Source organism: Nonomuraea sp. NPDC051298 (assembly GCF_055586305.1).
Genome location: NZ_JBVJIM010000009.1, coordinates 169,092 through 189,108, shown reverse-complemented (window position 1 = coordinate 189,108; position 20,017 = coordinate 169,092). Strand labels below are relative to the sequence as shown.

Genomic DNA, 20,017 nt, shown 5'->3' with positions numbered 1-20,017 from the left:
AGAACGTGAGGCTGGGTCAGGTTAGCGGCTGCCGGAGCCCCTCCGCCAGCACCGGACGCCGTCTGGCCGCCGCCCACACCCCGAGCGCCAGCAGCGCCGCCACCTCGGTCACCGCCAGCCCGCGTTCCACCAGCCCCAGCGGCATGACGCGGTACCACGGCAGCCCGTTCCCCGCCCCGATGAACGTCACCGCGCCGATGCCCACCACCCAGAGCACCGAGCAGATCCCGAGCCCGAAGGCCACCAGCGTGGCCTTCGACCGTTCGCGGTGCCGCCACGGTCTCGCGATCACCACCGCCGCCAGCGGCAGGCTGAGGAAGGCGATCAAGCTGCCCACCCGGTGGATGCTGCCGCTCGTGCTCGGCCCCACCGACCAGTCGTGCTTCTCGAACCAGGCCGTCATGAACAGCCCGACACTCCAGCTCATGAGCGCGATCGTGCCGAACACCCCGGCCAGCCTCTTACGCGCCAGTGACACACCGATGGCCGCCGACCCCGCCGCCAGCAGGCCCACTCCGAGCCCGAAGATCCACCCGTCGGGACCGAGCCCGTGCTCGCTGATGGTCCGCATGAACGGGTTCATCTCGTCGAGGCTGGTCAGGTCCAGCCCCAGGATGACCACCACGCCCGCGCCTGCCGCGCCCAAACCCCACCGTGCCGGTTGATGCACGCGCACCTCCCTCTTTTGCCGGAGATAACGGCCGTCCTGGCGCGGGGATTCCTAAGAAATTTCTGAGAGACCGGAGCGTCAAACCCGTTGCCGATGCGATGGAGTACGGGCCGGACCGCCACGCCGAGGTGAATCGGGAACTCGCGCAGGAGATCGCCGGACTACTGGCCGGAATCCGCTGACACCCGTTCAATCGGGACGAGCGAACGGGGCGAGCGCCGGATATCGTCAGAAGTGTGAACGAACGCGCGGGATCGTGGTTGCCGAAGCTGCAAGAAGTCGGGGAGCGGCTGGCCGAGGAGTTCGTGTCCGCCCGCCGCGCCCCCGCCGCCCAGAGCGACGTGCCGCCGCCGCACGAGCTGCGCGCCTCCGACGCCGACCGCGAACGCATCGCCCAGGTGCTCCAGGACGCGCACGCCGACGGGCGCCTCACGCTGGAGGAGCTGGAAGAGCGGCTCGGCACGCTCTACGCCGCGCGTACGCTCGGCGAGCTGGCCTCGCTCACCACCGACCTGCTGCCCGCCGACCAGCAGCCGCTCAACCTCGACGACCGGCCGGTCGCGGCCATCTTCAAGAAGGAGCAGCGCGGCGGGCGCTGGGTGGTGCCCGCCGAGCTGGGTGTGACGGCCATGTTCGGCACGACCAAGCTGGACTTCCGCGACGCGATCCTGCAGAACCGGCGCATCATCATCAACGCCACCCTCGTCTTCGGCGGCCTGGAGATCCACGTGCCGGAGGGGCTGGAGGTGATCAGGGTGGCCAAGGACAAGACGGTCCGCCTGACCAAGCAGCCGACCGAGCCGGGCGCGCCCGTGGTGGAGGTGCGCACGACGAACTTCGCCGGCGAGGTCAAGGTCAAAGAGCCACCCCGCCGCAAGCGCCGCCGCTGACTCGCCGCCCCGGCTCAGCCCGCCGCCGCCAGCCCGGCACCCGCCGCCCCGGCTCAGCCCGCCGTGTCGAAGTTGATCGCGCTGTACGCGCGCAGCTTCGAGAGCTGGTGCTCGCTCTCGATCCTCCTGATCGTGCCCGACCGCCCGCGCATCACCAGCGACTGCGTCACCGCCGAGCCGGCGCGGAAGCGTACGCCGTGCATCAGCTCGCCCTGGGTGATGCCGGTCGCCGCGAAGAACACGTCGTCGGAGCTGACCAGGTCGTTGGTGGTGAGCACCTGGTCGAGGTCGTGCCCGGCGTCGAGGGCCCTGCGCCGCTCGGCGTCGTCGCGCGGCCACAGCCTGCCCTGGATCACGCCGCCCAGGCACTTGAGCGCGCACGCGGCCACGATGCCCTCGGGGGTGCCGCCGATGCCGAGCATGAGGTCGATGCCGGTGCCCAGGCGGGCCGCCATGATCGCGCCGGCCACGTCGCCGTCCGTGATGAACTTGATGCGCGCGCCCGCCTCCCTGATCTCCTTGACCAGGCGCTCGTGCCGGGGCCGGTCGAGCACCACCACGGTCACGTCGGACGGCGAGCAGCGCTTGGCCCTGGCCACGGCCTCGATGTTCGTGGCCACCGGGGCCTCGATGTCCACCACGTCGGCGGCCTCCGGGCCGGTGACCAGCTTCTCCATGTAGAACACGGCCGAGGGGTCGTACATCGAGCCGCGCTCGCTGACCGCGATCACCGACACCGCGTCGGGCATGCCGAGCGCCGTCAGCCGGGTGCCGTCAATGGGGTCGACCGCCACGTCGCAGTCGGGGCCGGAGCCGTCGCCGACCCGCTCGCCGTTGTACAACATGGGGGCGTGGTCCTTCTCGCCCTCGCCGATGACGACCACTCCGTTCATCGACACCGTGCTGATGAGCTGGCGCATGGCGTTCACCGCCGCGCCGTCGGCGCCGTTCTTGTCACCCCGGCCGACCCACCGGGCCGCCGCCATCGCGGCCGCCTCCGTGACACGGACGAGCTCCAGCGCCAGGTTTCGGTCGGGGGCGCGCTCGCTGGTGGCGAGCGCCGGTGGCACGGAAGTCTGGTCGGACATGTTGGCTGGCCTCCTCATGGGACGTCTACCCCGATCGTAGTTGCCGGTCTCTGCCCGGTCGGAGGGGGATAATCTGCTAGCGGAGAACGGATTTTGCGCCATACGCCGTGCGCGACCAGGATCTTGCCTCCAACATGGTGCGTGGGCGCCCGGCTGTGGAGGAGATCCGAATGAGCGATGTGGACGACGTCGTCACCCAGCCGCGCACGTCCGAGCGTGGCGCGGCCACGCGCAGCTCGCTGCTCGCGGCGGCCAGAGAGGTCTTCGTCTCCAAAGGGTTCGCCGAGGCGGGCGTCACCGACGTGGTGGCCAGGGCCGAGGCCAGCGTGGGCAGCCTCTACCACCACTTCTCCGGCAAGGCCGACCTCTACCTCACGTTGTGGGAGGAGTTCCAGGCCAGGCAGACGCAGCGCACCAAGCGGGCCGCCCGCACCGCCCGCGCCGACGGCGAGACCGACCCGATGTGCGTGTTCATCGGCGCCGCCCGCGCCTACCTGGACGGCTGCCTGGAGGAGCGCGAGCTGGCCGCGCTGTTCCTGCGCGGCGACGGGCCGCCCGGCTTCGACGTGGTCATGCGTGACCGGCTGCGCAAGTGGGCCCAGCGGAACGCGGCGCTGTTCGAGAACGAGCAGGCCCTCGTGGTGGTGATCACCGGCGCCCTGGCCGCGGCGGTCTCCGAGGTCGTGCTCTCCGACGATCGCGTCCTGGCCGAGCAGGTGCTCGCCATCATCGGCCAGATCCGCCCGGCCGCTTCGGCGACCGCCCTCTCCAGCGGGTAACCTCGCCAATTGTGCGCTTCACCCAAGGTCTGTACGGCTACGCGGTAGCCCTGTTCGTCTGCCTCGCGGGGGCGGGAGTGTTCCTGCTGGTCACCCCGCAGAGCCGGGAAGAGCACATCCCGCGGCTCGACTACTCGATCACCGTCGCCAACTTCGGCCACACGGTGCCGTTCGGCGTGTGGTCCCCCCAGCAGGACCCGGCCGGCTGGGTGCCCAACAGCAACAGGATCGCCAAGGGCGAGAACGGCGCGGCGGTCCTCTACCTCGGCTACGCCACGGCCGAGCGGCAGCACGTGATGTTCGCGCAGAGCAACGAGCAGCCCGCGGCCGGTTTCGCCAGTCGCATGGCCAACACCGACAAGGCCACGGGGACGCAGCAGGTCGGCGGGGTGGCGTGGGAGCAGCGGTTCCGCCAGGACAAGAACCAGCGCTCGCTCGTACGGGTGCTGCCCGACGTGACGCTGGTCATCACCGGCACGGCCGACTGGGCGGAGCTGGGTGAGCTGGCGGCGCGACTCCAGCAGCGGCCCCAGGGCTGATGCTGTCGGACGCGACCGGTCCGCACGTCTAGGCTGGGCTGTGTGGCAGAGGAGAAGGCACCTTCGTACGAGCAGGCACGCGAGGAGCTGACCGAGGTGGTGCGCCGGTTGGAGACGGGCGGGCTGACCCTGGAGCAGTCGATCGAGCTGTGGGAGCGGGGGGAGAAGTTGGCGGCCGTCTGCGAGGAGTGGCTCCAGGGGGCCAGGGTCAAGCTGGCCGCCGCCATGGCCCGCCGCTCGGAGCCCAACGCCGGCCACTCGGACGACGCCCCCTTCTAGCCCCTTCCAGCCCAGCCCCCTTCCAGCCCAGCCCTCTTCCGCCGGAGGTCAGTCGGCGGTGCGGAGGAGGGCGACCACCGGGATGCGGCGGGTGGTCTTGGCCTCGTAGTCGGCGAACGTCGGGGCCTGGGCCACCATCCGGGCGTAGAGACGGTCGCGTTCGTCGCCGTCCACGAACTCCGCCCTGACCTCGAACGTCTCCGCCCCGATCTCCACCGTGGCCTCAGGGGTGGCGCGCAGGTTGTGGTACCAGGCGGGGTGGGTGTCGGCGCCGCCGTTGGAGGCGATGATGACGTTCCGGTCGCCGTCCGCCACGTACATCAGCGGCGTGGTGATCGACCTGCCGCTCCTGGCCCCGGTCGTGGTGAGCAGCACGATCGGCGAGCCCTGGAACATGCCGCCGACCCGGCCCTCGTTGGCCCGGAACTCGGCGATGACCTGCTGGTTGAAGTCGTTGGGCATCTTCGCTCCTCGGAATCGGAGAAATTTCCGGTTGAAGATTAACCGGAGGGCTCTCCGTTTACAAGCGCTATGCTCGACTGCGTGCCTGGACGTCGATCGCTGCCCATCGTCGGGCAACCCCAGCCAGAGCGCGCCGATGCCGCGCGGAACCGGCAGAAGATCATCGAGGTCGCGGCGCGCATGATCGCCGAACGCGGGGCCGAGGAGCTGTCACTCGACGAGGTCGCCCGGGTCGCGGGCGTCGGCGTGGGCACCGTCTACCGGCGCTTCGGCGACCGGTCGAGCCTGATCTTCGCGCTGCTCGACGACTGGGAGCGGCAGTTCCAGGCGGCCTTCCTCACCGGGCCGCCGCCCCTGGGCCCGGGTGCCCCCGCCGGCGAGCGGATCGTGGCGTTCCTGCACGCGCTGGTCGACCGGATCGTGGCGCAGCAGGGGTTGTTCCTGCTGCTGGAGACGGGGGGCAAGGCGCCTCTGCTCGGAGGGCCGTACCGGGTGCATCACCTGCACCTGGCCACGCTGCTCGGGCAGGCGTGCCCGCGGGCCGACGCCTCCTACCTGGCCGACGCCCTTCTCGCGCCGATCAACGCCCGCCTGATCGCCTTCCAGCGGGAGGAACGCGGCATGACGGTCGAGGAGATCAAGGCCGGACTGGCCGGGCTGGCCGAGGGCGTCACCCGTTAGGCCCGTCGACGCGGCGGGCCGCCGTGTCTCCGGCCGGTCAGGCGTCGCCGGTCTCGTCCTGCTCCTCCGTGCGTACGGTGAGCCGGTCGTCGGTCAGCCGGATCGTCAGCACCGACCCGGGGGCGACGTCTTTGGCCAGGCGAACCACTTCCCCTGACGGATGCTGGACGATCGCGTAACCACGCTCCAGCGTGGCCGCGGGCGACAGGGCGACGAGGCGGGCCCGCAGGTGGGTGAGATCGTCGGCGGCACGATCGAGCGAGCCGGACAACGAACGCCTGGCCCGGTCGCGCAGCGCCTCGGCCTGCTCCGCGCGGCGTTCCAGCTCGCGTACGGGGTCGGCCAGCGAGGGCCGCGACCGTGCGGACGTCAGCCAGGACATCTCCCGGTCGAGCCAGCCGCTGAGCACCCTGCGGCCCCGGTCGCGGAGCTGGCGGACCAGTGCGAGCTGCTCGCCGACGTCGGGCACGACCTTCTTGGCCGCGTCGGTCGGGGTGGACGCGCGTACGTCGGCCACCAGGTCGAGCAGCGGGCTGTCCTGCTCGTGGCCGATCGCGCTCACCACGGGCGTGCGGCAGGCGGCCACCGCGCGCACGAGGGTCTCGTCGGAGAACGGCAGCAGGTCTTCCAGCGAGCCGCCACCACGGGCGACGACGATCACGTCGACCGAGGCGTCGGCGTCGAGCCTGCGCAGCGCCTCGGTCACCTCGGCCACCGCGTACGGCCCCTGGACGGCCACTTCCTCGACCTTGAACCGCACGGCGGGCCAGCGCCGCCGGGAGTTTTCCAGCACGTCGCGCTCGGCCGCCGACTCTCGGCCGCAGATGAGCCCGATCGTGCCGGGCAGGAACGGCAGCCGCCGCTTCCTGTCGGCGTTGAACAGCCCTTCGGCGGCCAGCAACTGCCTGAGCCGTTCGAGCCTGACCATCATCTCGCCCACGCCGACGGGGCGCATCTCCAGCGCGGTGAACGCGAAGGAGCCCTTGTTGACCCAGAAGTCGGGCTTGACGTGCAGCACCACCCTGGAGCCGTTGGACGGCCGCGGCACCGTCGCCTCGTAGACGCCACGGGGGGCGGTGACCCTGGCGGACACGTTGGCGACCGGGTCGCGCAGGGTCAGGAACACCGTGCCGCCACGCGCGCTCAGGTCGGTGATCTCACCCTCGACCCAGACCGTGCCGAGTCTCCCGATCCAGCCACCCACCATCTGCAGGACCGTGCGGATCGGCAGGGGAGACTCTGGCGTGGTCTTCGAGGTCATGGCGGAAGACTACGGGTTCGGCGCGATCTATTCCCCGGCCTGGAGCTTGGCGAGACGGTTCTCGAACATCCGGATGACCTCGGGCCGGCCGGTCGTCGCCTTCTCGTACGCGAGGTAGTCGCCGATCTGCTCGGCGGTCTTGCCGCGCATCCTGGCGCGCAGGGAGGCGACGGTGAGGTCGGAGTAGCCGGGCAGCGGCTCGGCCGGCTTGGCGGCGGGCTTCGGCGCCTTGGCGGGCTCGGCGGCCTCGACCTGCGCGGCGGGAGCGGTCTCGGCCACCGGCTCGGGCTCGGTCTCGGCCACCGGCTTGGACTCCACGACCGGCTTGGTCTCAGCGACCGGCTTGGTCTCAGCGACCGGCTTGGGCGTGACGTCCGGCTTGGGTGCGGTCTCCGGCTCCGCGACGGCCACGGGCTCCGTCCGGTCGGCCTGGACGGACTTTTCGGCCGTCTCGGGTGTCTCGGGCTTGTCCGCCTTGTCCTGCTTGCCGGCCGGAGCGAAGATGACCGGGTCCGGCTTGGTCTTGGCGACCCCGTTGGGCTCGGCGGTGCCGGGGCGCGGCGCGAAGATGACCGGCTCCTTGCGCGCCTGCGTGTCACCGGACGACTCGCCGGACGACTCACGGGACGACTCCGCCTCGGCCGGGGCCTTGGCCGCCTGTTCGGCGACTGGCGGGCGCGAGTCGGTCTCCTCCTCGCGCTCCTCCTTGGTCGCGAGCCCCTTGATGGAGTTCTTCATCCGGTCGACGAGCAGCAGCGCCTGCCCGGCGACGCTCAGCGTGGTCTGGACGACGAGGAGCGGCAGGTCTTTGGCCTTCTCCTTCAGCTCGTCCTTGCTGGTAACGGTTTTGGCGATGTTGCGTATCACGTCGCTGAGGGACATGTACGTCTCCCTGGGAGGTCAGTATTGGACGGCCAGTCTGGCAAGCCGCGGGCGGCCACGCACGCGCGGGCCTTACGGCCGCTCCACGTAGCATAGAAAGTATGGAGCCCCAGACCCCCACTTCCCGCAGAGTCCTCGTCGCCAAGCCGCGTGGCTACTGTGCCGGAGTCGATCGAGCCGTGGTAGCGGTAGAGAAGGCTCTGGAGCAGTACGGCGCGCCGATCTACGTACGCAAGCAGATCGTCCACAACACCCACGTCGTCAAGACGCTCGAGGCCAGGGGCGCCATCTTCGTCGACGAGACCGAGGAGGTGCCGGAGGGGGAGATCGTGGTGTTCTCCGCCCACGGCGTGTCGCCCGCGGTCCACGAGGAGGCCAGGCAGCGCGGTCTGCGTACGATCGACGCCACCTGCCCGCTGGTCACCAAGGTGCACAACGAGGCGAAGAGGTTCGCCGCGAACGACTACGACATCCTGCTGATCGGTCACGAGGGCCACGAGGAGGTCGAGGGCACCTCGGGCGAGGCGCCTGAGCACATCCGGCTCGTCGACGGCCTCGACGCGGTCGACCAGGTGCAGGTCAAGGACCCGAGCAAGTTGGTGTGGCTGTCGCAGACCACGCTGTCGGTCGACGAGACCAACGAGACCGTGGCCAGGCTCAAGCAGCGCTTCCCCCTGCTGATCGACCCGCCGAGCGACGACATCTGCTACGCGACCCAAAACCGCCAGGTGGCGGTCAAGGAGATCGCGGCAGAGTCGCAGCTCGTCATCGTGGTCGGCTCCGACAACTCCTCCAACTCCAAGCGCCTGGTCGAGGTGGCCAAAGACTATGGCGCGCGGGCGTCGTACCTGGTCGACAACGCCGACTTCATCCGCGAGGAGTGGCTCGACGGCGTCACCACGGTCGGCGTGACCAGCGGCGCGTCGGTGCCGGAAGAGCTGGTCGAGGAGGTGCTGGCATACCTTTCCGCGCGCGGCTTCGGCGACGTCGCCGAGATCGAGCCGGTGGACGAGCGCATGCGCTTCGCCCTGCCCCATGAGCTGCGCAAGGATCTCCGCACGTCGTAGGTCAGTCCTCGCCGCGCGGGGTCCCGTAGACCTTGGGCTCGAAATATCCCTCAGGCTCGGGCACGAACGGCTGGCGCGGGCGCGGCACCTCCGCGCCCGCCTTCAGCTCTTCCCGCAGCTCGCGTACGTTGTCGCGCAGGCCACGCCGCCACGCGACGCCCAGCACCACGGCCGAGCCCGCGAACAGCCAGGGCGCCCCCCGCGTCAGCGACGTGTAGAGCCCCAGCGCCAGCGACTGCACGATCGACACCGACCCGAAGGCCCGCCCCAGCTCGACGAACAGCGTGGCGCAGAAGAACACCAGCGGCGGCGTCACCACCAGCGACAGCAGCTCGCGCCGGTTGACCAGCAGCGCGCCGAGCGTGCTGGCCAGCACGAACGCCGCGCCCACGATGTACTCGACGTCGAGCACGGCGGTCAGCACGTAGCCCGCCAGCGTGGCCATCAGGGCGAGCGCGATGGCGCCGCGAGCCGTCAGCCTGACGGCAGAACGCCTGCCTTTCTCACCCACCGGCCACCCCCCGTTTATTGCGACCCGTTGGCCAACTTACCGTTCGCGTGGGAAATCAGAGGTGAGGTTTCGAGCAGTTCGGGGGATGCGAGGGGTCTGGGCAGCCCTTCGAGCATCTCCGGGGTGTCGAGATCGCCCTCGACCACACCCAGATCGTGTAGCTTGCGCGCGGTGACCAGGACGCGGCTTTCGAGCGATCCGACCGACTTGTTGTACGCCTCCACGGCCCGCGTCAGCGCCCTGCCCAGCGACTCGACGTTCCTGCCCAGGGACGACAGCCGCTCGTACAGCTCCTTGCCCAGCTCGAACACCGCCCGCGCGTTCTCGCTGAGCGCGGCCTGCTGCCAGGCGTAGTGGGCGGTGCGCAGCATCGTGATCAGCGTCGTCGGGGTGGCGATGTGCACGCGGCGCGTCATGGCGTATTCCAGCAGCGTGGGATCGCGTTCGAGGGCCGGCGCCAGGAACGCCTCCCCGGGGATGAACAGCACCACGAACTCCGGCGACGGGTTGAACCCCTGCCAGTACGACTTGGCCGCCAGCCGGTCGATGTGCTCGCGTACGTGCCGGGCGTGCGCGTCGAGGCGTACGGTGGCGAGCGACTCGTCGGACGCCTCCGCGGCCTCCAGATAGGCCGCCAGCGAGACCTTGGAGTCGACCACGATGTTCTTGCCACCGGCCAGCCTGACGACCATGTCGGGCCGCATGGGCCCTTCTGTGACCTGTTCGTCGAAGTCGCAGTGGTGCTGCATCCCGGAGATCTCGGCGACCCTGCGGAGCTGCAGCTCGCCCCACCTGCCCCGGGCCTCGGGCCGCTGCAGGGCCCTGACCAGGGCGGTGGTCTGGGAGCGGAGCTGCTCATTGCTCTGGCGGACGAAGTCCATCTGCTTGGCCAGCTCGGCCCGCGCGGCCCGCTGGCCGGACTCGGTGTCGCGGAGCTGCGACTCGACCCGGGCCAGGGCGTCCTTCAGCGGCTCGACCAGGTGCTCGACGGCCTGCCTGCGCTGCTCCAGGTCGCCGGTGGCCTCGGCGCGGCTGGCCGCGAGCCTGGTCTCGGCCAGCTCCAGGAAACGTACGTTGTTGACGTCGAGCGCGCGGGTGGACAGCGCCTGGAAGCGCTCGGTGAGCTGCTCCTCGACGTAGACCAGCTTCTCGGCGGCCGACCTGGCCCGCGCGTCGGCCTCGGCCACCCGCACCGCCGCGCGTGTCCTGGCCAGGAGGAACCCGACGAGCAACCCGACGGCGAGACCGATGACGAGCGAGACGACGTCCACCCGGTCGATGATTGCAGGACTCCAGGGCCGCTTCTCCCCGACACGCCTGGGCGTTCCGGTTGTGCCCGTGACCGAATGTCACGCACAGTACATGAATGAACACGCTCCCGAGCCGGGCGGCCGCCGCGGGCGTCGTGGCGGCCATCCTGGTCGTGCTGGCCGGCGTCGTCATCGCGGGCTCGCAGGGCGGCTCGCGGGAGGACCGGCGGCCGCAGCCGGTGCTGCGCTGGTCTCCCGGCGCGTGCGTGACGGGCGACTACGCGCTGACCCCGTGCAACGGCGGCCGTTCCGAGGTGGTGGCCATGGCCTCCGACCCGCCGGGGCCCGGCGACTGCCCGGTGGACACCGACGACGTCCTGCGGGTGGGCTCGGGGCGTACGGCGTGCGTACGTAACTTCCTGGAGCCGCACCCCGGCGCCCCCGGGGGAGGCGGCGGCCTGCTCAGACCCGGCGACTGCGTCACCGCCGACGGCCGCGAGCGGGCCTGCGCCCAGCCCGGCTGGTACGGCAGGGCCGTCGCCCTCGCCCGCGACGCCGCCGCCTGCCCCAGCGGCACCCTCGACACCCTCGAAGGCGACGCCCAGGTCATCTGCTTCGGCGGTGGCGGTCAGGTGCTCGACCGGGGCGCGTGCGTGGCCGAGCCCGCCACCGACGTGATCGCCCGCTCCGCCGTCACCAGGGTGCCCTGCGACTCGCCGCACGCCTGGGCCAGGGTGCTGGCGTTCGCGGCCGAGCCCGCCGGCTGCCCGCCCGGTTCGGGCCGCTACCTGCGCGCCGACGGGAGCTATCGTCCGGTGACCTGTCTGTCGCTGCTCAGCAAGTAAACTCTGCGTCTGTGAGCGAGCGTAGCGAGGCACCCAGCAGAGGCAGTGGTCGGCGACAGGCGCGAGTGGCGGGGCCGGTCGCATGAGTCTGTCCATCGGCATCGTCGGCCTGCCCAACGTCGGGAAGTCCACGCTTTTCAACGCCCTGACCAAGACCGGCAACGCGCTCGCGGCGAACTATCCCTTCGCCACCATCGAGCCCAACGTGGGCATCGTCGGCGTGCCCGACGACCGGCTGCCCGTGCTGGCCGAGATCTTCGGCTCGGCCCGCGTCCTGCCCGCCAAGGTCGAGTTCGTCGACATCGCGGGCCTGGTCAAGGGGGCCTCGGAGGGGCAGGGCAGGGGCAACCAGTTCCTCGCCAACATCCGCGACACCGACGCGATCTGCCAGGTCATCCGCGTCTTCGGCGACCCCGACGTCACGCACGTCGACGGGGAGATCTCCCCCAAGCGCGACATCGAGACGATCAACACCGAGTTGATCATGGCCGATCTGCAGACGGTCGAGAAGGCCGTACCGCGCCTGCAGAAGGAGGCGCGCAACAACAAGGACAAGAAGGCCGCGCTGGAGGCCGCCGAGGCGGCGCTGGCCGTCCTGGAGACCGGCAAGACGGTCTTCGAGAGCGGCCTCGACCGCGACGAGCTGCGCGAGCTGCACCTGCTGACGGCCAAGCCGTTCCTCTACGTGTTCAACCTCGACGCCGACGAGCTGACCGACGCCGCGCTCAGGGAGCAGCTCTCCGCGCTGGTCGCCCCGGCCGAGGCCGTCTTCCTCGACGCCAAGATCGAGTCGGAGCTGGTCGAGCTCGACGAGGAGGAGGCGCTCGAGCTGCTGCAGTCGGTCGGCCAGGAGGAGTCGGGGCTGCGCCAGCTCGCCAGGGTCGGCTTCGAGACACTGGGGCTGCAGACCTACCTGACGGCCGGGCCGAAGGAGACCAGGGCCTGGACGATCCGCAAGGGCGCCACGGCGCCTGAGGCGGCCGGCGTGATCCACACCGACTTCCAGCGCGGCTTCATCAAGGCCGAGGTGGTCTCGTTCGACGACCTGGTCGAGATCGGCTCCATCGCCGGCGCGCGCTCGGGGGGCAAGGCCAGGATCGAGGGCAAGGACTACGTCATGCGCGACGGCGACGTCGTGGAGTTCCGCTTCAACGTCTGAGCCCGGTCCCGCGCCGGATCACCGCGCCGGGCGGTGGACGATCTTCTTCGTGGCGCGGCCCGGGTAGACGACGATCAGGTGTTCCTCCACGGGCGCCTCCGGGTCGGCCTCGTCCCACTCGTACGAGCGGGTGTAGACGCGCATCCGGTAGCGGCCGGGGCCGTCGACGGCCAGGTTGGGCAGCGGCCCGACCGCCCCGCTGTCGCCGCCCTCGGGATACGGCGGCACGACCAGCCGGCCGCTGCGGCTGACGAGGCCCACCTCGACCACCTGTTCCCAGCCCTTGAGCCGGAGCGGCGGCGCGTCGGCGAACGCCTTGACCGTGAGGCACATCGGCTCGTTCTCGCCGTAGGTCGTGATGGCGGCGCTGCTGCCCGCGGCGTCGATGAACCCGTCGTCGATGGCCCTGTACATGTCCGCGGCCGGGCCCTCGGCGTCGTCCCTGTCGTCGTAGACGTGGTAGCCGCCCCCTTCGAAGAGGAGGTAGGCGGTGGTGCCCTGCCGCCTGGCCCGCAGCTTCGGCCAGGGGTCGGCGCAGCGGGCGCTCAGCTCGGCCGCCCACGCGGCCGCCTCCTTCTCCCGTTCCTTCTCCCGCTCGGCCTGCCGGCGTGCCTCGTCGGCCCGCTGCCGGGCGACGACGCCGGGGCACAGGAACTCCAGGGCGTCGCCGAGCCGGGTGGCGTCCGCGGACCCGCCCGCCCGCCGCAGCCGCGCCTGCCGTTCTTCGGCATCGGGCACCGCGCACAGCTCCTCGCCGTACGCCAGGAGGCGCTGGTCCGGCAGGTCCTCGGGGAACATCGGCGTCCCCGTGAAGGTGTCGTCCCTGGCGAGGCAGAGGAAGCTGCGCGGCCTGTCCTGCGGCCGGGTGTCGGCGTACGGCAGGGTTTGTCCGAGGCAGTGCTCGTCCGGGTCGGTGAAGACGACCCGCGCACCTTCCTCGGAGCCGACCACGAGGAACGGCAGGACGAGCGCGACGGCGACCGGCAGCCGCGCCCCGCGCCCGGAGGCGGACCGGGGTGCGTGCCCGGTGGTGGGCTCGGGGCCGGACCGGTGGTGGGCCTGTTGGTGGGCCCTGTTCCTGTGGCGGGCTGGGCGGCGACCTCGTGCGCGGTGCGCGCCAGCCACACCAGGGAGAACACGCCGAGCGCGTCCACCAAGAGCATCAGGCCATCGGGCCACCCGCCCGAGAGAACGAGACCTAGCAGCGGAAAGACGAGTGGTGTGATGAGCGAGATCCGCCCGATGTCGATCGTGGCGTCGCTCCACCGTCCGTCGCGCCGCTGCCCGACGAGGATCATCACCATGGAGCCGAGGCCCGCCAGCACCAGCGGGCCGATCACCTGGGGAGTGCCGCCGCCGAGGTGGAGCAGCGGTAATGGGACCACCACGCCGATCAGGCCGAGCATGAGGGCGATCGCCTTGAACGGGGTGGAGACCCCGGACATGACCCGTAGCAGGAGGATCACGGTGGCGATCCACAGGGTCTGGCTCGCGGCGTCCGCTCCGGTCTCGGACACCTCGTCGACGAGCTGCCAGAGCACCAGGTCGCCGGTGACGCCCGCGTAGAGCAGCCGCCGCAGCCAGACCACACCGCGCGGCAGCCCCACCGCGCGCGGCAGCGCGGGACCACGCAGCACCTGCCACAGCATCCAGGCGTTGAGCAGGCAGATCCCGGCGAGCGCGGGGCCCAGCCAGTCGTCCCGTTCGAACAGGACGTCCGTGCCGCCGGTCGCGGCCACCGCCAGCGCCCACAGCTCGTCGGAGCGCACGGCGAGTGCCGCGGCTGTGGCGACGGCGACCAGATAGAGCGCGACGACGGCGGCGGCCGGGCGTCCGAAGCGGTATCGGCCTGCGGCGGCCCACATTCGAGTGGCGATGCGGCGATCTTAGCGGCGCGTCCGCTACGACCCCAATCGGTCATTCCGCCGGGGAATGTCGCGCCGCCTGGGAACCCGCGCTGTCCGGGAACGCCGGGTGGCTTCGGGGGAGGCCGGGCGGGGAGCCGTCAGTAGCGGATGAGCTGGTTGTCCCAGGTGCCGCCGGTGCAGATGGCCTTGCCCTCGCCGACCGGCGTGATGGTGCCCCCGTCGTCGGTGCATTCATCGGCTGTCACCCACGCGGGCAACCGGGCGGGCACGGCGGCGGCGGGGGTGACGAGGAGGGTGTACGCGGTGAGTGTGGCGGCGGGCGCGAGTGCCGCGACGATTCGGCGCATGTCATGAGTCCAATCACGGAGTGCGAACCTTCGTTACGGTAGGTTACCGACGACGGGACGGCGGCGAAGCCCCCATGGACGGCTGCTCCCCGGGAACGGACGCGACGTTTGCTCCGGGGACAACTGATACGTCAACCACTTTGGGCCCCTGCGCGTCGAATCGTCACGGCGTTCACGCTGACTCGGGAGGCCCTCATGATCCGTCGCATCATCCGGAAACGACGCCCGGCGCCCACGCTCACGGGCATCAGTCTCGAGGAGGAGCTCGCCCTGATCAGAGTCGAGCTGATGTACGGCCTGCGCGTCAACCGCGAGGCGTACCTCCGCAGGAAGGTCGACGAGCGCAACGAGATGGCGACCAGGATGCGGGACCGCGAGCCCGCCGAGATGCTGGCCGACCTGCGCGGTTCCCTGGAGCGGGCGGTCCGGCCCACGGTGGTCGACCTGCACAGCAGGCGTCAGGCTCGCACCAGCCAGGACCCCGAGCCGGCCTGACGCGCCGCGCTCAGTCCGCGATCCATGCCGAATCCGCAGGTCGCGACAGTCCATGCCTATTTTGGACAGGAATCCGTGGCTGACACGCTATGCGATTTTAGGTATCTGGCCTGGTCAAAAGCCCTTTCCGCCGGGAAGTGACAGGAATCGGCACGGTGACCGGTCATACGGGCCCGGTTTGCCGTCAGGACGGTCATGCCGCAGCATGGGCGTGGCTTTCCTGGAACAATGGCGGAGACCGGATAGGGTGACTACTTCACCGCGGATGATGGGGATCGGCAACGGACGACACCGCGCCAGCCGGGGGGATCGGCGCGAGCGGAGGCGTGATGGCTCGTAGGTCTACCGTCCACGATCCTCGGATCGCTGACGGCCCCGGGCTTTCCGCAACCCTTGACACGGCTGACTTCGACGCGCCGCCGCCCCGCAGGCCGCGGCGTGGTGGCTGGTCGGGTGGCGGCGGACGGTGGCTGGTGTGGACCGGTCGCATCATTCTCTGGGCGCTTATTCTGGTTATCGTGGTGAATGGGGTCCGTGCCCCATTTGAGCGGTTTACCCAGCAAGCGCCTCCGACGACGAACACCGTCGTCGACGTGAACAAGGGATTTCCCACCGAGCGGGGCATGGCGTTCGCCGCCCAGTTCGCGGGGGTCTATCTGAATTTCAGCCCGGAAGACGCCGCCAGCAGGTCCAACAAACTGGCCGCGTTCCTGGCCGAGGGCATGGACCCGCAGATGGGCTGGGACGGCTACGGCAAACTGGCCGCGGTCGCCGTCCAGCCCTACGACGTGGAGGCCGCCGACGACAAGAACGCCGTGGTCAGCGTGGCGTTCCAGTCAGGCCCGCGCCGGATGATGCTGTCGGTGCCGATCTACTACTCCGGCGACGACGGCGGCGGCCGCTTCGTCGTGGCGGGCCGCCCGGCGATCCTGCCCGCCCCGTCCCCGGCCGACCTCCCCCAGATCGCGGCGCCCGAGGCCGACGACGCGGCCGCCGCCGAGCTCAAACCCCAGTTGGAGGGATTCTTCAAGGAATACGCCTCCGGTGACGCCGCCGGGCTGCAGCGCTACGTCGCGGCGGGCAAGAGCCTGCCCAGCTTCGGGGGCGCGTTCACCTTCTCGCAGCTCAAGGAAGTCGTGGTGCCTGTGGGGGGTGCCACCCGAGAGATTCAGGCAGTGGTGGTGTGGGCCGTGCCCAGCGCCGACGCCTCGCCCGCTCCCGACGCCACCGACCCTGCGGCGGTCGGCGGCACGCTGGAGCAGGTCTACCGCCTGACCGTCGAAAAGCAGGGCGACAAGTGGTTCGTCGCCGACATACGCGGCGGCGGCCGGGTCGTTGGATAGACGTACGGCCGCGCTGCTGCACGGTACCCCCCGGAAGGACGAGAAGTGACCTTGAAGACCGAAGTGCTCACCTTGATCGCGATGACGCCGACGCCCACGCCGACCGGCATAGACACCGGAGGGCTCGCCGACTTCCTGCGTGCGTTCTTCGCCCCTTTGTTCCTTGTTGTCGTCTCCGTGGTCGCGCTGTTCTTCCTCTTCACCCGCGAGATCACGCGGTTCGTACAGTTCTTGATATTGGCTGTGGCCATCGGTGTGATCTTCTACGTGCCCAACATCATCGAGGTGACGGCGAAGGCGATCGCGGGCGCACTGGGCATCAGGTAAGGGTTGAGACCGCCCCTCGGCGGTCATGTACGAGCGGGTGGAGAGGAGGACCGCGTTGGACCTGCCCACGTACACGAACATCTGGCGTATCGAGAAGCGGCTCTACAAGCTGTACGACCTACGGCTGCCGATGCCGCTGCCCATCGTCTGGATCGGCGTGTTCGTCGGGGTGTTCGTCCCGTGGTCGCTCCTGCTGGTCCTGGTGGGCGTGCCGGTGGAGATGCCCTGGCACGTGTTGTTCCTGGTGCCGCCGGGCATCGTGACGTGGTTGTCCACCCGTCCTGTCATCGAGGGCAAGCGGCTCACCGAGTTGATGGAGTCCCAGCTTCGCTACCTGGGTCAGCCGAAGGCGTGGTACCGCCTGGCGGCCACCTCCGAGCCCGAGACCGTCACGTTCTCGGGGCGGGTCTGGCGTACGACTCCCGCGCGGGTCAAGGCGAAGGGGCCGCGCAAGGCCCGCCACGCGCAGCGGCGGCGCGAGGGGCAGCGGATCAGCGCCCCCCGGCAGGTGCGTCCCGCCGTCGCGGCGGCCGCGGCGGCCGCGGCACAGGCGCCCGTCGCCGAGCCGACGCCCACGCGCTCCGGCTGGGGCACCAGGAGGGGGACAGCGCCCGCTCTGAAGGCCCGGGCGCGCCAGGGGGTCCCGGGGGCCCCGGCGGAGACCGTCCGGCGCGAGAAGGGGCTCTCAGGCGGTTCTGGACGGGGTCTGGAACAGGTGCCGCTCGTGGAGGAGGCCGTGGGCACCGCCCGCGTGTCCGGTGGCCGCGCGCCGGTCGAGCGGTCCCGGCCCGAGCCGGTCGAACGTACGCGCGCGGCGGCCGGCGAGGCGACACGCGAGAGGGCCAGGGAGCCGGTTCGTGAGCCCGCGCGTGAGCCCGTCCGCGAGGCGGTCCGGGAGCCTGTCCGTGAGTCGGCTCGCGCGGCGAATTTCGAGTTGCCTCCCGAGGCGCTTGACGGCGCGGGGGACGAGGTCCGTGCCCCAACGCACGAGGCTCGGGGCATCCGCGCCACGGTGGACGAGGTCCGCGGAGCCCGCGCCACGGTGGACGAGGCGCGGGACGCAGACGTGTGGGCGGAGGCCGAGGCTCCGGGCGCGTCGCACGCGGAGGACGCGCCGGTCGGGGCGGTGGGTGCGGACGGGGCGCGCAGGCCGACGGTGGGCAAGCCCATCGACACCGAGGCGCTGCGACGACTGCGGCGGCTGGCGGCCAGCGCCGACGCCCCCGCCGACGCTTCCGGCCAGGCAGGGGCGCATCCGGGAGAGGCCGGAGCGCATCCGGAGGAGGCTGGAACGCATCCGGGAGAGGCCGGAGCGGTCCAGAACGGCGACCGGCACGACGACCGGCACGACGAGCGACACGACGACGAACTCGCCCGCGACCAGCACAGGAAGGGGCAGCCGCCGCGGCTCGCCCCGGGGCCGTTGCTGCCGGGCGCGCAGCGGGCGTGGCCGCCGCTCCACCCCAACGCCAAGCCGGTGCCCTGGCCGGGCGTCCGCAAGGACGACGAGCTAGTACCCGGCGGCGGCGACATCGGGCCCGAAAACGCCGTCCGGGGCGACGCCGTCTTGGACGACGCCGCCCGGGACGACGCCGCCCGGGACGACGCCGCCCGGGATGGCGCAGTGTGGGGTGAGGTGCTGCCGGGCGGGCCCGGTGAGGTCGTGGCGGGCGAGATCCCTGCGGCCGACTCCGGAGAGAGCGCGGTCGGCGAGGCCGGGGAGGTCTCGACCGGTGAGGTGCCGGTCGGCACGCTCGGTGAGCTGCCGGTGGGCAGGGCCGACGAGGCCCCGGCCGGTGCGGCGTCGGGCGGCAGGTCCGGTGAGGTGCCGGTCGGCAGGATCGGTGCGATCCCGGCGGACGAGACCTCGGGCAGCGAGATCGCCGCGGTCGAGTCCGGCAAGGTGCTGGAGTTCGGTGGGCTCTCGGCAGGCCGATCCAGGGAGGTGTCCGGCGCGCGGGACGTCCAGCGAGAGCTGGCGCACGGGCGTTCGGACGAGCGCGAGGACGCGCGGGAGTGGACGGCCTCGGCGGGTCGTGAAGGCGTGGGGGAGCGGACGGTCCCGGCGGGTCGTGAAAGCGCGCCGGAGCGGACGGTCGCGGCCGGTCGTGAAGGTGCGCGGGAGTGGCCCCCGGCCGAACGTGAGGTGGCGCGGGAGCGGGCGACCGCCTCCGGTGAGGCGGCGACTGCGGCCGGTCGTGAGGTGGTGCGGGAGCGGGAGGGCGTTGGGGAGTTGGTGGCGCCTGTGCCCGTGCCGCGGCCCGGGGAGGCTCGGGTGCGGAGGATCGAGTCGGTCGTGGGGCGCGACTCCGGCGGCTGGCGGCGCATCGCGCAGGTCGTCGTGGGCGGGGGCGGCGTGCGTACCGACGGGTCCGAGATCGACGAGGCGAGGGCCAGGAGCGTGTTCGGGGGCAGTCGCAGGATCGTGGTCCTGGGCTGCACCGGCGGAGCGGGGCAGAGCACCACGGCGCTCATGCTCGGCCACACGTTCGCCCACTACCGCGACGACAGGGTCGTGGCCGTCGACGCGAACACCGGCGGCGGCACCCTGACCAGCAAGATCCAGCCGGAGACCCCGGAGACCCTGACCTCGTTGATGTCGGGCCTCGACCGGGTCAGCGGCTATCTCACGATGCGGGGGTACACCACGCGGACCGCCTCCGGCCTGGAGGTGATCAGCGCGGACACCGACGCGGGTGCGGAGCAGCGTCTCGCGGACCGGTCGTTCTTCTCCGACCATCGTCTCGGTGAGTCCATGCGGCTGCTCGACCGCCACTACAAGCTGGCCGTCATCGACCCGGCCGCCGCCCTGGCGGCCAGGTTGCTGCCGTACGCCGACCAGCTCGTCCTGGTGGTCCCGGCCAGCGAGGAGGCGTCCGAGGCGGTGGCCATGACGTACGAGTGGCTCGACGGGCACGGCTGCGCGGAGCTGCGCAGGCGGGCGGTGATGGTCGTCAACGGCGTGAGCAGGCGTTCGATGACCGACGTCGAGCAGGCGGAGTCGATGGCCAGAGGCAGGTGCCGGGCCATCGTCAGGGTCCCCTGGGAGGACGGCCTGGCACCCGACGGGGGCGAGGTCGTCGATCCCGGGCAGTTGCGCGCGGCCGGGCGGCGGGCGTATCTCGCCCTCGCCGGTGTGGTGGTCGCGGGCTTCGCGGCGCAGACCGTACGACCGAGCGAAGAGGAGTTGGCGAGTGACCCCCCGGGCACGAGAATCGGTGAGCGATAAGTGAACAAGCGAGCAGGTCTGGCCCGTTCATGCGCCGAGGGGGCG

Annotated in this window: 22 protein-coding genes; 13 read left to right on the top strand and 9 right to left on the bottom strand. The window is 71.2% G+C overall.

Annotated features, from left to right (window positions below; all coding sequences use genetic code 11):
- Positions 1-16: 16 nt before the first annotated feature.
- Positions 17-670 carry a DUF998 domain-containing protein gene (locus ACZ6S0_RS25915; RefSeq protein WP_465921903.1) on the bottom strand — a complete coding sequence of 218 codons (654 nt, stop codon included), beginning with the start codon at positions 668-670 and terminating at the stop codon, positions 17-19.
- 236 nt (positions 671-906) lie between these two features.
- On the opposite strand from ACZ6S0_RS25915, the gene ACZ6S0_RS25910 reads away from it, so the two are divergent.
- Positions 907-1,560 carry a DUF1707 SHOCT-like domain-containing protein gene (locus ACZ6S0_RS25910; RefSeq protein WP_465921902.1) on the top strand — a complete coding sequence of 218 codons (654 nt, stop codon included), beginning with the start codon at positions 907-909 and terminating at the stop codon, positions 1,558-1,560.
- 53 nt (positions 1,561-1,613) lie between these two features.
- Here the strand turns inward: ACZ6S0_RS25910 and glpX are convergent, their stop codons facing one another.
- Entirely contained in the window at positions 1,614-2,648 is a 1,035-nt protein-coding gene (gene glpX, locus ACZ6S0_RS25905; protein ID WP_465921901.1) for a class II fructose-bisphosphatase, read from the bottom strand.
- 170 nt (positions 2,649-2,818) lie between these two features.
- Here glpX and ACZ6S0_RS25900 point away from each other — a divergent pair, with 170 nt between their 5' ends.
- Genes ACZ6S0_RS25900 through ACZ6S0_RS25890 form a run of 3 tightly spaced genes read left to right on the top strand, consistent with a single transcriptional unit; the run spans position 2,819 to position 4,245 of the window.
- The gene (locus ACZ6S0_RS25900; RefSeq protein ID WP_465921900.1) at positions 2,819-3,427 is read left to right on the top strand and encodes a TetR/AcrR family transcriptional regulator; all 609 of its coding nucleotides are present in this window, start codon (positions 2,819-2,821) and stop codon (positions 3,425-3,427) included.
- Positions 3,428-3,438: 11 nt separating this feature from the next.
- Complete coding sequence (locus ACZ6S0_RS25895; protein WP_465921899.1) at positions 3,439-3,966, top strand: DUF4245 domain-containing protein; 528 nt, start codon at positions 3,439-3,441, stop codon at positions 3,964-3,966.
- A gap of 42 nt (positions 3,967-4,008) precedes the next feature.
- Complete coding sequence (locus ACZ6S0_RS25890) at positions 4,009-4,245, top strand: exodeoxyribonuclease VII small subunit (protein WP_344877242.1); 237 nt, start codon at positions 4,009-4,011, stop codon at positions 4,243-4,245.
- Positions 4,246-4,293: 48 nt separating this feature from the next.
- On the opposite strand, the gene ACZ6S0_RS25885 is transcribed toward ACZ6S0_RS25890, so the two are convergent.
- Positions 4,294-4,707, bottom strand: coding sequence for a nitroreductase family deazaflavin-dependent oxidoreductase (locus ACZ6S0_RS25885; RefSeq protein WP_465921898.1), 414 nt, complete (start codon positions 4,705-4,707; stop codon positions 4,294-4,296).
- Positions 4,708-4,788: 81 nt separating this feature from the next.
- Here ACZ6S0_RS25885 and ACZ6S0_RS25880 point away from each other — a divergent pair, with 81 nt between their 5' ends.
- Entirely contained in the window at positions 4,789-5,388 is a 600-nt protein-coding gene (locus ACZ6S0_RS25880) for a TetR/AcrR family transcriptional regulator (protein WP_465921897.1), read from the top strand.
- Positions 5,389-5,425: 37 nt separating this feature from the next.
- Here the strand turns inward: ACZ6S0_RS25880 and xseA are convergent, their stop codons facing one another.
- Positions 5,426-6,649: an exodeoxyribonuclease VII large subunit gene (gene xseA, locus ACZ6S0_RS25875; RefSeq protein WP_465921896.1), complete on the bottom strand. Its 1,224-nt coding sequence runs from the start codon at positions 6,647-6,649 to the stop codon at positions 5,426-5,428.
- A gap of 27 nt (positions 6,650-6,676) precedes the next feature.
- The gene (locus tag ACZ6S0_RS25870) at positions 6,677-7,531 is read right to left on the bottom strand and encodes a DUF8129 domain-containing protein (RefSeq protein ID WP_465921895.1); all 855 of its coding nucleotides are present in this window, start codon (positions 7,529-7,531) and stop codon (positions 6,677-6,679) included.
- A 101-nt stretch (positions 7,532-7,632) separates the two neighbouring features.
- On the opposite strand from ACZ6S0_RS25870, the gene ACZ6S0_RS25865 reads away from it, so the two are divergent.
- The gene (locus ACZ6S0_RS25865) at positions 7,633-8,598 is read left to right on the top strand and encodes a 4-hydroxy-3-methylbut-2-enyl diphosphate reductase (RefSeq protein ID WP_465921894.1); all 966 of its coding nucleotides are present in this window, start codon (positions 7,633-7,635) and stop codon (positions 8,596-8,598) included.
- A gap of 1 nt (position 8,599) precedes the next feature.
- On the opposite strand, the gene ACZ6S0_RS25860 is transcribed toward ACZ6S0_RS25865, so the two are convergent.
- Together ACZ6S0_RS25860 and ACZ6S0_RS25855 are read right to left on the bottom strand one after the other, a co-directional pair.
- Positions 8,600-9,109, bottom strand: coding sequence for a DUF6542 domain-containing protein (locus ACZ6S0_RS25860; protein WP_465921893.1), 510 nt, complete (start codon positions 9,107-9,109; stop codon positions 8,600-8,602).
- Between the two features lie 14 nt (positions 9,110-9,123).
- A complete protein-coding gene (locus tag ACZ6S0_RS25855) occupies positions 9,124-10,380 on the bottom strand; it encodes a DNA recombination protein RmuC (protein ID WP_465921892.1) in 1,257 nt (418 codons plus the stop codon).
- Positions 10,381-10,475: 95 nt separating this feature from the next.
- Here ACZ6S0_RS25855 and ACZ6S0_RS25850 point away from each other — a divergent pair, with 95 nt between their 5' ends.
- Both ACZ6S0_RS25850 and ychF read left to right on the top strand, forming a co-directional pair.
- Complete coding sequence (locus tag ACZ6S0_RS25850; protein WP_465921891.1) at positions 10,476-11,204, top strand: hypothetical protein; 729 nt, start codon at positions 10,476-10,478, stop codon at positions 11,202-11,204.
- A gap of 82 nt (positions 11,205-11,286) precedes the next feature.
- Positions 11,287-12,363, top strand: coding sequence for a redox-regulated ATPase YchF (gene ychF / locus ACZ6S0_RS25845; RefSeq protein ID WP_465921890.1), 1,077 nt, complete (start codon positions 11,287-11,289; stop codon positions 12,361-12,363).
- Positions 12,364-12,381: 18 nt separating this feature from the next.
- Here the strand turns inward: ychF and ACZ6S0_RS25840 are convergent, their stop codons facing one another.
- Positions 12,382-13,488: a hypothetical protein gene (locus ACZ6S0_RS25840; protein WP_465921889.1), complete on the bottom strand. Its 1,107-nt coding sequence runs from the start codon at positions 13,486-13,488 to the stop codon at positions 12,382-12,384.
- Positions 13,489-13,587: 99 nt separating this feature from the next.
- Here ACZ6S0_RS25840 and ACZ6S0_RS25835 point away from each other — a divergent pair, with 99 nt between their 5' ends.
- The gene (locus ACZ6S0_RS25835) at positions 13,588-13,929 is read left to right on the top strand and encodes a hypothetical protein (protein ID WP_465921888.1); all 342 of its coding nucleotides are present in this window, start codon (positions 13,588-13,590) and stop codon (positions 13,927-13,929) included.
- 439 nt (positions 13,930-14,368) lie between these two features.
- Here ACZ6S0_RS25835 and ACZ6S0_RS25830 read toward each other — a convergent pair whose 3' ends face one another.
- Positions 14,369-14,578: a hypothetical protein gene (locus ACZ6S0_RS25830; protein WP_465921887.1), complete on the bottom strand. Its 210-nt coding sequence runs from the start codon at positions 14,576-14,578 to the stop codon at positions 14,369-14,371.
- Between the two features lie 195 nt (positions 14,579-14,773).
- Between ACZ6S0_RS25830 and ACZ6S0_RS25825 the strand changes: the two genes are divergently transcribed.
- From ACZ6S0_RS25825 to ACZ6S0_RS25810, 4 genes are all read left to right on the top strand, one after another.
- On the top strand, positions 14,774-15,073 hold the full coding sequence (locus ACZ6S0_RS25825; protein ID WP_465921886.1) for a hypothetical protein: 300 nt from the start codon (positions 14,774-14,776) through the stop codon (positions 15,071-15,073).
- 593 nt (positions 15,074-15,666) lie between these two features.
- Positions 15,667-16,416 carry a conjugal transfer protein gene (locus ACZ6S0_RS25820; protein ID WP_465921885.1) on the top strand — a complete coding sequence of 250 codons (750 nt, stop codon included), beginning with the start codon at positions 15,667-15,669 and terminating at the stop codon, positions 16,414-16,416.
- An 81-nt stretch (positions 16,417-16,497) separates the two neighbouring features.
- On the top strand, positions 16,498-16,743 hold the full coding sequence (locus ACZ6S0_RS25815; RefSeq protein ID WP_344877274.1) for a hypothetical protein: 246 nt from the start codon (positions 16,498-16,500) through the stop codon (positions 16,741-16,743).
- A 55-nt stretch (positions 16,744-16,798) separates the two neighbouring features.
- Positions 16,799-19,972: a TcpE family conjugal transfer membrane protein gene (locus ACZ6S0_RS25810; protein ID WP_465921884.1), complete on the top strand. Its 3,174-nt coding sequence runs from the start codon at positions 16,799-16,801 to the stop codon at positions 19,970-19,972.
- Positions 19,973-20,017 lie beyond the last annotated feature (45 nt).